A 13,607-nucleotide genomic window follows, 5' to 3' on the forward strand; every position below is an offset into this window, starting at 1 on the left:
GTTTTAAAGGTTTGACTATGGCAGAACGTACTCTTACGGCCGGCGAAATTGAGATGGCACGCACCATCTTCGGAAACGAAATTGACTATAGCAGGATCCGGATTTTCGACCATCGATGGTGGCTAGGCCCTATCGATGGACGGCCGCATGCTCCCGACGGAAACATATATTACCCACAAGGATACTCTCCTGACTTCTCAGCAATAAAGCATATCGGTATCCAACAGAAATTTATTCATGAGCTCGCTCACGTCTGGCAACATCAAAATGGCTACGATGTCCCTAAAAACGTACTGAATAGCTCGAGCTACGACTACAACCAAGTATTTCATGGAACTTCTTTTTTCGGAATGGGGCTTGAAGCGCAAGCCGAGATGATAGGCCACTACTATTATCTGAAGAATGGAGGTGTCCTTACGCCCGAGTTTACTGAAGGGCATCCAGTTCAGCCTATTGGTGAATACGAGCGCTTCCTTCCTCCCGAGTTCGTACCTAGTCCCTCGGTCGCACCTGCGCCAAGCCAAAGTCTTGAACACACCCCGTGGGATGCGCCCGGCACGACGCCGGTCCCGGATAACTCAAGCATTGTGCCCTATGCGCCGATTAGTTACGACCCTGCTGTTCCGGCGGTGTCGGGATGGGGGGATGTTGGGACCCCTGTAGGCATAGAACCAGTTTCGTCGTCTTTGGGTGTCGTCACACCGGGGACTTTTGAGCAAATACTCTCCCCCGGAGTAGTAGCTCCGTCGAACATCCAGCCGGTAAAACCCCCAGAATTGCCCCAGAGCCGCCCCGAGGAGCTACGGCCGGATATCACAACTGGCAGCCCGTTGGCGGGTGCGGGTGGTGGTTTAGGTGTTGGTGGCTTGCGAGGGGAAGATCGTAACGACCGCGCCAGCAACGGCTACGGTGCGGGGCATTATGACCGAGGGCCTTCGAGTGCTCAGGGTGGCGGAACTGCCGGAGCACCGTCCAGTGGCGGAAAGGCGTCCTCGGGCGCCGGGCATTCGTCTTCAGGTGGATACGCTAGAACTCCTTCAGAGGGGCCTACACCGAGTGCTAGACCAGATCGTGGAAACAGCCCTGGTGATACCGCCAAGGGCAACGGCTATGGCGGCGGTGGCTCCTATCGCGGGAACGGACCGGGCCGTAGCCCGACCGGCAAGAGCGATACGAGGGGCCGCGGTGGCGACATTACGCGAGGCGAGCGGGGGAATGGGACCTCGGAAGTAGGCGTCCCGGTCCTACTTGACCTCGCCGGCAATGGCCTCGATATCAATCCGCTGTCTTCGTCATCTAAATTTGTGGAGACTGATGGCGATGGTTATGAACGTCGGACGGCGTGGGCCGGTGCTGGCAATGGCATACTGGTCATCGACCTCGGTGGAGATGGCAAGGTCACTGAAGAGAGGGAGTTTGCGTTTACGCACTGGAATCCGGGCGCGGGCGGAGATCTGGCAGCGCTGAAAAGCGTATTCGACACGAACGGTAACGGCAAACTTGATGCCGGAGACGCTCGTTGGAACGAATTCAAAGTCATGGTCGACGATCAACTCGTTTCGTTGTCGTCGCTTGGAATCGAGTCGATCGACCTAACACCGACGGGGACCGGTCGCGTTTTCAGTGATGGTTCGGCAATTACCGGAACCACGACTTTTACGCGAACAGATGGAACTCAGGGGGCAGTTGGGGACGCGATTCTCGCGTCTGATTCTCGAAGTTACGCTATCAAGCGCAACAGCGTCGCCAATGCCGACGGCTCGACGACGAGCGAAGTTTCGGGCTTCGACAAGGCCGGTGTGCTCGCGTTCCGTGAATTGATAACGGTTAGCGCCGATAGGGCCACTACGATCACCAAATTCGATGACGACGGGAATGGCACCTACGATCGTCAGCAGAGCGTCGCTCTCACTGTTGCGGCGGACAATTCGAGGACGACTGTCGTATCGAACTTTGCGGCTGACGGCTCTCTTACGGATCGTACGACAACGACCACTCGAGCTGATAAGCGCCTAGTCACGACACTGCTGGATCTCGATGGCGACGGTGTCACCGATAAACGTCAAATATTCAAATCAAATGCCGACGGATCGACGTCCACTACCGTCGAAGTGCTGAGCGCGAGTGGCGCGGTACTCACGCGTATCGTCATGGATGCTTCAACAGACGGCTTGTCGAAAACGACCAGCACGGATCTGACCGGCGGCGGCGTGTACCATTTTGTGCGAACCGAAGCGACCATTGTCGCCGTGGACGGCACTCGGACCAGCACCGTCACCGAGGCGAGCGACGACGGGACGCTGCTGAGCAAGTCAGTCGAAGTGACTTCAGCGAATGGGCAGTTGAAAACCATTGACATTGACAGCAACGGCGACGGCCGCTTCGACGAACGTCAAGTTATCACAACGGAGGTCGGGGAAGGATTTTATACTACGACGACCGAGATCTTTAACGAAGATGGCACTCTGCGTTCCAGCGGTTCAACTTTCACGAATCTCGACGGCAAGCAGAAGTCGCTGCAGTTCGATCGCGATGGCGATGGTGTTTTCGAAAGCCGGGCGTCCGAAACCAGTTGGGATAGCAATGGATTCCGATACGAGTCCGTTTCAAGAAGGGGACCTGCGGACAAGTACAGCAGCACCAGCGTAGTAGGACCGGGCGGCGCAACCCGGCTAATTGTCGAAGATTCGAACGGAGACGGCAAACCCGATCGAAGGGTCCAAGTCGTTTCGTCCACCCAGCAAACTACGACGTCGACGCAGATGTTCAATCGCGCTGGTGCCGTCATAGCTACCGAATCCATTACGGCTTTCAATGATGGTTCGCGGCTTTCCACTAGTTTGGACAGGGACGGAGACGGTGTCTTTGAAGCATTTGTTGAGCAAACGACAACGTCCGGCGATGACGGTGAACGGATAACGTGGATCACAAGTCGCTCCGGTTTCGGTCCCTCTGCTGGTGTCACCGGATCGACGATCCGAACTGTGTCTGCCGACGGCCTAACAACCGACCTCATGACCGATATCGACGGAAACGATCGCTACGAGCGGTCGACACGGGAAGTCAACGTCGTCCAACAGGACGGTAGCCGCACGAAACGCACGACCGTTCATTCTAACCAGGGGGCAAAGCTTTCTAGCGTTGAGGCCACCGTTAGTGCTGATCGGAAGACATTGACGATGCTCGAGGATGCCGACGGGGACGGACAGACCGATCGCCAGCAGGTCTCCGTCAACCACCTGGATGGACGCAAAAGTGTCGTCTCGTCTCTGCTTGCGGCCGGATCAACAATCCAACGGACTTCCTCGACCCGCAGTGCGGACGGTCTCAGGTCGACCACTGACGTCGACGCGGATGGTAATGGTTCGACAGACCTGACGACGACAGAGGACACCCAGATCAATGCCGACGGGAGCAGAATCCAGAGCCTGGCTCAGTTTGCAGGCAACGGGAAACTGCTATCGAAATCGACCACAAAAATCAGCGGAAACGGCCTTACGTCAGAGAGCACCGGAGATCGCAATGGCGACGGCATCGTCGATCTCCGCGGAAGCGATACCACGGTTCTCAATGCAAATGGTTCAAGGACGCGAACGATTTCGAGTTCGGTCGACGGTTCGATAACAACGACGGTCAGCGCGAGTGGCTTGATCAAGACGACGGTGGTTGACGCAGACGGCAACGGGAATGCAGAACGAACGATCTCGGATCAGACCGTGATTGCTGGCGATCTTTCTGCGACGAACACAGTTTCTGCTACAAACGGGGCCGGCCAACTTCTGTCGAAGACGACAACGATTACCGCGAGCGATCGCAATACCAGCAGCGCTTCTGTCGACTCGGACGGTGATGGATTTGATGATCGCACCGTCTCCGCACAGGTAGAGATGAGCGGCGGCACTACGACAACCGTCTCGACGTTCAAAAGGAACGGCACGCAGTCGACGCTCTCCTCACGAGCGACCACGAGGGTATCCGCGAATGGTCTTTCGACGACGCAGCTAGTCGATCTCGATGGTGATGGCACTGTCGATCGCAAGCTGGAGATTGCAAAAGCGCTAAAGTCGGACGGTTCGGTCGAAGAGCGGATCACCGAGTACCACGCAAACGGCTCGCGCAAATCTGAGACTATTACCAAGGTCCTTCGAGGTGGTGTCGAAAAGACGACTGAATGGCGCAGTGATGGTACGACTACCTCGCGAACGGCGACCGAAAGCCGCGTCTACGCCGACGATGGAAGCGTAGTCGATACCGTCGTCATGCGAAAAGGCGACGGCGTACTTGAAAGCAAAACCATTAACTCGGTCAGCGGGAACAAGCGCACGACCATCACCACTCGCGATATCGACGGAGACGGAACTATCGACCAGGTGGCAAAGTCCGTCTTGCAGGCTGATGGATCGTTGGTGACGACTTACGATGATCTCGCAGTGGATGGCATCGCTCTCGGTGCACGAAGGACAGTGACGATCAGCGCGAACGGTATGTCGAAGACGACGGAACTTGACATAGACGGCGACGGCACGGCCGACCAACGCTTCCAGTCGATTACCGTCCTCAAGGCCGATGGTGGCAAAACCGAAACCATCACGGAATACGGAGCCGACCTTGTCGCACGCGCCAGGAGCGTGTCGAACAGTTCCTGGGATGGGCTCGCTGTCGAAGAAAAGTGGGACGTGAACGGAGACGGTGCTTTCGAGCGTTCGCGCAACCGGGTTGTTCAGCTGAATGCCGATAGTTCTTCGGCTGAGACAGTCAGCCAGTTCGATGGGGCCTCGCTTCGCGCTCGCTACCTGTCGAGTTCGAGCGCCAATGGCCTAGTGAAGACGAAGCAATGGGACCTGAATGGCGATGGATCGATCGATGAAAATCTATCGGACACGACCACGCTTAATCTCGACGGAACGACGACGCGGACCGTTCAGGCTTTCGAGGCCGGCATCTCGCTATCGTCCAGCACGACAACGACCAGCTCCGATGGGCTTACGGCAACAACGCAAGAAAAGCGAAGCCATGCTGGAGCCGAGGCGGACCGGACACTGCGATCCAACAAAGTCGTTCTCGCCGACGGCACAGTTGTCGAAACGCGGTCGGTGTTCAACGCGGTCAATCAGCTGCGTGAGCAGCAAAGGACTACCGTATCCGGCAACGGACTTGAAATCAAAATCGAGCGGGACACCGAGGGTGACGGAGATTTCGATCAGGTCGAAACCCGTTCTCAGGCAGTCGATGGCTCCAAGAGGACGGTGATCGCCAATTTTGCTGACAATGGCGCGAAATTTGGCGTCACTACCGTTTTGACCGCCGCGGATGGCCGAACGACGTCGATCGATTGGGATGAGGACGCGGGTGGCAGCGTTGACCGTCGCCGCCTTCTGACTGAGAACTTCAATGCCGACGGAAGCTATGAAAGCGTCGCCGTCGACACTAGAGGAAATGGCGTCGCCGCATCGCGCACACATACTAGAACAAGTGCGGACGGTTCGACCCGTACGATCGCCCGTGATCTCAACGGAGATGGCGTTGCCGACGTGAACGAAGTCTCTGTCACCGATATCAGGGGTGAGACTGTCGTCACAACGACGAGCAATGCTGAGGCCCGTAGCGCCAAATACCTCACACAGGGAGATGTGTACTGGTCTCAGGCAATTGCCGCCAAGACTGAGCTGACCGTCGCAAGCGATGGGCTCACTCGAACAATGCGGTCTGACTACGACGGCGACGGAACCTTTGAGCACTTTGCGTCGTCACGAACGCAGATCGATGGATCCGTCGTGACCGCCATCACCGAGCGGGATAGTGGCGGTAATGTCGTTGCCAGAGGTCTGTCCACCGTCACTGTCGATGGCAATACAACGATCCTGAAGAAAGATGCCAACAATGACGGCAGGGACGACCGAGTTGAAACCAGCTTCCAACGGTCGGATGGATCCGTTACGCACACGATCATCGAGAACGGTAGCGACGGTTCGTTGCGCCAAACAACGCGGAACGAGGTTAACGCGTTGGGCCGTCGGACACTGACAATCGTCACCGATACGCAGGGCCGTAAACTTTCCGAGCACACGTTCAGGCTTGACGGTTCATCGACGAAGTGCGGCTTTGATGGCTTTAGCGGCGAGCTCCTCTGGACGGCGGAATTCAGCACCGATGGCACCCAGGTCAGTGGGGTTCTTCTTGACCCGTTGAACGAGAAATCCTGGGCGCGCGTCGAACAATCATTCGATTCCGCAGGTGTAAAGGCCTTCGAAAAGCTGTTCAACGATGACGGGACCACGCAGGAAAACCGCTTCAATCCGACAACGGGCAAGATCACGGATGTCCAGACCTTCGCTGCCAACGGCGCACTGACATCAAAGACCGCTTTCGACGCACAAGGCAAGCCGACGAGCACGGTCCTGTATGATCCTCTCAACCAGTCCGTATGGTCTCGTGTCGAGCAAACATTCGATCAGACCGGCGCTAAAACGCTTGAGAAGCAATACAACGACGACGGCACCAGGCAGGAAAACCGCTTCAATCCGGCGACCGGAAAGATTACGGAAGTCCAGACGTTTGCCGCTAACGGGTCATTGACGTCAAAGACCGTCTTCGACGTACAGGGAAAGCCGACCAGCACGGTTCTATACGATCCGCTTAACCAAAACCCGTGGTCAAGGGTCGAACAGTCATTCGATCAGACCGGTGCAAAAACACTTGAGAAGCAATTCCATGATGATGGGACGACCCAGGAGCATCGCTTCAATCCCACGACCGGGAAGGTAACGGAAGTCCAGACTTTCACCGCTGCTGGCGCGCTGACTTCGAAGACACTCTTTGACGCTCAGGGGAAAACAGCGAGCACGATCCTGTACGATCCGCTCGACCAGCAAATCTGGTCGCGCGTCGAGCAGACCTTCGATCCCGTTGGCGTCAAGACACTCGAAAAACAATTCAACGACGATGGCACGCGCGCTGAGATCTTCTACAGGTCGCCAAGCGGCAAGCCGTACGAGGCGCAGAATTTTGCTTCGAACGGCACCCTGCTATCAAAGACGTTCTACGATACTGCCGGCATCAAGACGAGCGCCGTCATCTACGATCCCTTCAGCCAGAATGCCTGGTCGCGCGTCGAACAGACCTTTGATGCAGCAGGGGTGAAGACGATCGAGAAACAGTTCAATGACAACGGGACGCGCGTAGAAGTGTTCTACCGGTCCCCAAGTGGGAAACAGTACGAATCTCAGAACTTTGGCGCCGATGGCAACTTGGATTCGAAGACCTTCTATGACGTCGCCGGTGTCCGAACGAATGCCGTCGTTTACGACCCTCGCAACCAGGCGAGCTGGTCACGCGTCGAGCAGACGTTCGATGCGGCTCAAGTGAAGACAGTTGAGAAGCAGTTCGGGGATGATGGCACTCGCGCCGAATTCTTCTATCGGTCGCCAAGCGGGGTTGTCTATGAAACCCGGAATTACACGGCCAGCGGCAGCTTGCTGTCGAAGACTTTCTACGATACGGCGGGCAAGAAAACGAGCGCTGTTGTCTACGATGTTGCGAGCCAAAACGGTTGGTCACGGGCCGAGCAGACTTTCGATGCTGCTGGCGTGAAAACGCTTGAAAAGCAGTTCCAGGACAACGGGACGCGAACGGATCTCTACTTCCGTTCGCCCGGTGGTCAGCTGTACGAGGCGCAAGTCTTTTCCACGTCGGGAGTACTTACGAGCAAGACGGAGTATGACGCACTCTCCAATCAAGCCTGGAGCCGGCGAGAGCACATTATAGACGCGCAGGGCCGTACCACTCAGACGTCAGTCTTCAACGATGATGGCACAAAGAGGGTCGACCACTTTGATGCGACCAGTGCGCAATCCTGGTCCACAATAGCGTCTTACTACAACGCAGCCGGGCAGCTGTATTTCGTTGACCAGGCCAACGACAATGGTACACGCAGCACGATCAACTACGACGTTAGCAATAGCCAGGGCTGGTCGCGGTATGAGCAACTGAAGGACAGTGCTGGCCGGGTCCTGAGCCAAACAAACTTCAACGACGACGGCACCCGGACGACCTACACCTACGACCCAACAAATGCCCAAGCTTGGTCGCTTTATCAGCAGAACTATAACGCGGCCGGCCAGCTCACCTCTGTCGATCAGACCAACGACAACGGCACGCACAACACCATCCATTATGACGTTGCGAACAACCAAGGCTGGTCGCGGTATGAGCAGTACATTGACGGCAGCGGCCGCGTTCTGAATCAGGCCAACTTCAACGATGACGGCACCAAGCACGTCTATCAGTTTGATCCGGCGAACACGCAGACCTGGACCAAAATCACGCAAGTGTACAATGCCGCTGGGGCGCTCGAGTGGCAGGCAAACGAGTTCGATAACGGGGTCACCGAAACAACGACGTTCAACGTCAATAACAACAAACCCTGGGCGCGCTTCGTCCAAACCAAGAATGCCGGCGGCTCGTTGACGTCGGAAGCGGCGTATCAGAACGACAGTTCGAGATATGTGAAGTTCTGGGATCCCGGCAATGCCGAGACGTGGTCTCAACTCGAACAATATGTTGACGCCGCCGGAACACTAACCGCGCAGCTTAAAAGGCTCGACAACGGGTCGGTTGAAGAACTCCGATTCAATGGTCAGGGGACGGCCCGCCAAATTGCCACCTTCGACGCGGACTTCTACGTCGCGGCCAACCCTGATATCGCCGCCGGCTGGCATGCCCCGCCGATCGAGCACTATAATCAGTTCGGTTGGAAAGAAGGCCGCAAGCCGAACGCCTGGTTTGATGGTAATTACTACCTACAGCAGAACCCAGACGTCAAAAATGCCGGCCTCAATCCGTTCGAGCATTGGCGTGTAAATGGATATGCCGAAGGGCGATCGCCGTTTGCGGGTTACCAGAGATTCGACGGTCGCGCGCAGACAGATCTCGCCGGTATCAGCGATCAGCAGTTTTCACAGATGCAACTCGCGCGGATCGACGAAATGCGCCGCGCCGCCAGGGACGTGATAAACTGGTGGCGATTGAAGTCTCCGCGCGAGTGGCCGCGTTCGAGTGCGGATTCGTACCAGATCGCCAAGTCCAACGAGGTCATTCGTTCAGACAATCGGACTGTCCTGGGTATGTATCCCGAATACGCCGCAAACCGGTTCCGTCCGGCAAACCTGTCGAACAACAACAACACCGGCGGTGGCGGTCGTGGTGATTATTATGACGGGATCAGCCGTCCGGTAGTTCTCGACCTCGACCGCGATGACCATCTCGATCTTCGTCCATTTCACCCTAATCAGGACCCCGGCGCCTCGGCTCCGCGATTTGATTGGGACGGGGACGGCGTCCGCGACTTGACCGGCTGGGCCGGGCCCACGGATGGCCTGTTGGCGATCGATTTGGCCGCTGACGGCAGTGCCGGCGGGGATGGCTTCATCGATCAGGCGAAGGAGCTGGGCTTCTCACTTTGGAAGACGCCGGAGGAGATCAACGGCGAGCAAGAGGTGGTTACCGATCTCGAGGGCCTGCGCCATGCCTTCGACACCAACGGAAACTTTATGCTCGATGAAGGTGATGCTCGCTGGAGCGAGTTCCGTATCTGGCGGGATCTCAATCAGGACGGGCTTACCGACGCCGGCGAGCTTCAAACCCTTGCGGAAGCTGACATCCGGATCATCGAACTCGTGCCTTCGATGAACGGCGGAAGCGCCTTTGCCGATGGATCGCAGATCACCGGCATCAGCAGCTACTTGAAGGCGGACGGGACGAAAGCGCTCGTCGGCGATGCGGAGGTGGGTTACCGCCCGAGCCGTCAAGCCGCGGTAGCATAGTCGCCTGGGCTTGCCCACTTGCCCGCCGATCGGTCCTAAAGGCCGATCGGCGGGCAACCACACCTAACAAACCCTCTTATTCAGATGCTTCCCGTTCATGGATAACGCTCCACTTGGCGCTCAAGGCCCAAAGGGCTCAGAGACAGCCGCAGTCGCAACTGATACCGGGATGCGCGCGCTCTGCCTCGTCGCTGGCTACTACCGCATCGCCGCACAGGCCGAGGTCATAGCCAAGCAACTCGCACTTGGCGCACCAGCCGCCGCCGATGACCTGTTGCGCGCCGCCACGCGCGTCGGTCTCAAGGCACGGCAGGTGTCTTCAATCTCGCTTGCCCGTCTCTCAGCATTGCCGACACCGGCGATCGCCTGCCTTGCAGCCGGTGGCTTCGCGATCTTTGCGGGCGCGACGTCTAGCGGGGGGCTACGCCTCGTCAATCCCGCGACGATGGAAACTCTCGAGGTCGATGCCGTGGAACTGCTGCGGCTGACCGGCGGCAACTTCATCCTGCTGCAGCGCAAGTTTCTAGGCCCCGGTGTCTCGGCGACATCATTTGGCTTCCGCTGGTTCCTGCCGTCGATCTGGCGCTACCGCCGCTCGCTCGGCCACGTGCTGATCGCCAGCCTGTTCATCCAGCTGTTCGCGCTGGTGACGCCGATGTTCTTCCAGGTGGTGGTCGACAAGGTTCTGGCGCATCGCAGCTATTCGACGCTGACCGTACTCGTCATCGGTCTGGTGACGATCGGCCTCTTCGATGTGGTGCTGCAGTATCTGCGCACCTACGCGCTCACGCATACGACGAGCCGCATTGATGTCGAGTTGGGACGTCGCCTCTTCCGTCACCTGCTCAACCTGCCGCTTAGCTATTTCGAGACACGCGCCGCCGGCCAGACGGTGGCGCGCATGCGCGAGCTTGAGACGATCCGAGAGTTCCTGACAGGGCAGGGGTTGTTCAGCGGTCTCGACTTCATCTTCACCTTTGTCTTCATCGCGGTTCTATTTGCCTATTCGACGACGCTCGCCTGGGTGGTCGTCGCTTCGATCCCGTTCTATGTCGCCATCGGCTTCCTGATCCGGCCGTTCCTGCGGGAGCGCATCGACGAGAAATTCGACCGCGGCGCCTATAGCCAGCAGTTGCTGGTCGAATCCGTCGTCGGCATGCAGACGCTTAAGGCGTCGGCGATCGAGCCCGTGGTCGCCTCGCAATGGGAAGAGCGTCTGGCCGCCTACGTCCGCTCGTCGTTCCTTGCGGCGATGCTTGCGGCCAAGGGCCAGAACGCGATCCAGTACGTCAACAAGCTGACGAGTGCTGCCCTTCTGATGCTTGGGGCGCAAGCCGTGATCGACGGCAGTTTGAGCGTCGGCGCGCTTGTCGCCTTCAACATGATCGCCGGTCAGGTGTCGCAGCCGATCCTGCGTCTGTCGCAGCTCTGGCAGGATTTCCAGCAGGTGCAGATCTCGGTCACGCGCCTGGCCGACATTTTGAACGCGCCGGCCGAGCCGCGGCCGCTGCAGCCGGTGGCGCTGCCAAAGCCGCGCGGCGCCATTGGCTTCAAGAACGTCAGCTTCCGCTATTCGCCAAACGGGCCCGAGATCCTGAAGACCATCAATCTCGACATTCAGCCCGGCGAAGTCATCGGTATTGTCGGTCCGTCCGGGTCGGGCAAGTCGACGCTGACCAAACTGATGCAACGCTTCTACATTCCTGACACCGGTCAGGTCTTTGTCGACGGCCAGGATATCGCTCAGGTCGATCCGGCCTGGCTGCGTTCACACGTCGGCGTCGTGCTGCAGGAAAACTTGCTATTCAACCGCACGATCCACGACAACATCGCACTCTCCAATCCGGCCATGTCGCGCGAAGCCGTGATCAGTCTTGCGCGCCTTTCCGGCGCTGACGAATTCATCGCCAAGCTGCCGAACGGCTACGACACGATGATCGAGGAACGCGGCGCTAATCTCTCCGGCGGTCAGCGGCAGCGGATCGCGATCGCGAGAGCGCTTTCGACCAACCCGCCGATGCTGATCCTCGATGAGGCGACCAGCGCCCTCGACTATGACAGCGAGCGCATCGTCCTTGCCAATATGCGCCAGATCGTCCGCGGACGCACCGTAATCATCATCGCCCACCGGCTGGCAACGGTTCGTGCCTGCAACCGTATCATTGGCATGTCGGAGGGGCGCATCGTCGAGGTCGGCACGCATGACCAGCTGCTGGCGCGCACCGACGGCCTCTACGCCCATCTGTGGCGCCTGCAGAACGGCATGGCGGACGTCGCTGCGGAGGGCCAGTGATGAACGTCCACCAGCCACGCCCGAAGAAGCCCGCCAATCGCGCCGACCAGGAGTTCCTGCCGGCGGCGATCGAGATCCTGGAGACGCCGGCCTCGCCGGTGCGAGCGGCGATGATCTGGCTGATCTGCCTGCTGGCAGCGCTAAGTCTCATCTGGGCCTATTTCGGCAAGTTCGACATCGTCGCGACGGCACAAGGCAAGATCCAGCCGATCGGGCGGGTGAAGATTGTTCAGTCCGAAGAGCCAGGACGCGTCAACGTCACCAATGCGATCAACGGCGCGCGTGTTGAGAAGGATGAGATTCTGATCGAGCTCGATCCAACCACCGCGAAGGCAGAGGAGCAGGCACTCCTCCTCCGTCTCCAGTCACTCCAGGCGGAGATAGCCCGACGGCAGGCGCTGAACGAGGTCGTCAGCATCTGGTCATCTCTCGATATCTGGACAGAGGCCGATGGCCCTCCTAGCCGCCCGATCACGTTTCCCAAAGAGATCAACGCGATGCTCCAGGAGCGTGAGCGTCAGGTCTATGCAGCCGAAGTCGCCAAGCTCTCCGGTACGATCACTAACCTGCGCGCACAGTACACCAAGGGGCAGGCACAGACCGAGCGGCTGGCCGGGACCATCGCCGCGCAACAGGTGTTCGTCGCAACGCTGGCGCAACGCGTGTCGATGCGCAGCAAGCTCGTCGATGCGGAAGCAGGCAGCAAGGCGGCGATGATTGATGCGCAGGAAACTCTGCTGGAGGCTGAGCGTGATCTCGCCTCGCAAAAGGGTGAGGTCAAGGAAGCCGAGACGGCGCTTGACGTCGTCAAAAGCGAGGCGGCAAGCCAGTTCAGCCTGTTTCTCGCCGACAACACCCAACGTCTGACGGAAGCGCAGCGCGAAGCCGACCAGGCGGCCCAATTGCTTGCCAAGGCGCGCCGCAAGCTTGCGGCGATGACGATCAAAAGCCCGGAGACCGGCGTCATCCAGGCATCGGCGATCACCACGGTCGGGCAGGTGCTGTCACCCGGCACGGAACTGATGCGCATCGTGCCGACCGGCCAAAAGCTGGAGATCGAGGCCTATCTGCCGAATCGCGACGTCGGTTTCGTCGAAGCCGGCCAAGAGGCGGTGATCAAGGTCGAGGCTTTCCCCTTCACCCGCTACGGCATTCTTCACGGCAAGGTTATCCGCGTCGCCACTGACGCGATCCCGGAGCCTGACGCGCGGCAGACGGAAGAGTCTTCCTCCGCCAGCTTGCAGACATCGGTTCCGTTCAGCAATGCGCAGCGCATGCAGAACCTGGTCTATCCCGTCGTCATCGAACCGACGGAGACTTCCATTGTCATCGACGGAAAAGCTGTTCCGCTGTCTCCAGGCATGGCCGTGACCATTGAGGTCAAGACCGGGCAGCGGCGGATCCTCGAATACCTGTTCTCGCCGCTGGCCGAGGTCTCATCCAGTGCGATGAAGGAAAGATAATGTCGGCCAGGAGCGAAGGGCAAGGTCCTG

Annotated in this window: 3 protein-coding genes; all 3 read left to right on the plus strand. The window is 58.5% G+C overall.

Features of this window, described 5'->3' with window-relative positions; translation table 11 throughout:
• Positions 1–53 precede the first annotated feature (53 nt).
• The 3 genes from LAC81_RS25880 (at position 54) to LAC81_RS25890 (ending at position 13,577) form a co-directional block, all read left to right on the plus strand.
• Entirely contained in the window at positions 54–9,821 is a 9,768-nt protein-coding gene (locus LAC81_RS25880; RefSeq protein WP_223729992.1) for a hypothetical protein, read from the plus strand.
• A 169-nt stretch (positions 9,822–9,990) separates the two neighbouring features.
• Positions 9,991–12,114, plus strand: a complete 2,124-nt coding sequence (locus LAC81_RS25885) for a type I secretion system permease/ATPase (RefSeq protein ID WP_223729993.1) — start codon at positions 9,991–9,993, stop codon at positions 12,112–12,114.
• Positions 12,114–13,577 carry an HlyD family type I secretion periplasmic adaptor subunit gene (locus LAC81_RS25890; RefSeq protein ID WP_223729994.1) on the plus strand — a complete coding sequence of 488 codons (1,464 nt, stop codon included), beginning with the start codon at positions 12,114–12,116 and terminating at the stop codon, positions 13,575–13,577. The genes LAC81_RS25885 and LAC81_RS25890 overlap by 1 nt, the downstream gene beginning before the upstream one ends.
• The last annotated feature ends 30 nt before the right edge of the window (positions 13,578–13,607 follow it).

It is taken from the genome of Ensifer adhaerens, from assembly GCF_020035535.1.
GTDB lineage: Bacteria > Pseudomonadota > Alphaproteobacteria > Rhizobiales > Rhizobiaceae > Ensifer.

Coding starts and splice junctions, on each gene's coding strand:
- LAC81_RS25880 (WP_223729992.1), top strand. CDS start 54: ATGGCACGCACCATCTTCGGAAACGAAATTGACTATAGCAGGATCCGG.
- LAC81_RS25885 (WP_223729993.1), top strand. CDS start 9,991: ATGCGCGCGCTCTGCCTCGTCGCTGGCTACTACCGCATCGCCGCACAG.
- LAC81_RS25890 (WP_223729994.1), top strand. CDS start 12,114: ATGAACGTCCACCAGCCACGCCCGAAGAAGCCCGCCAATCGCGCCGAC.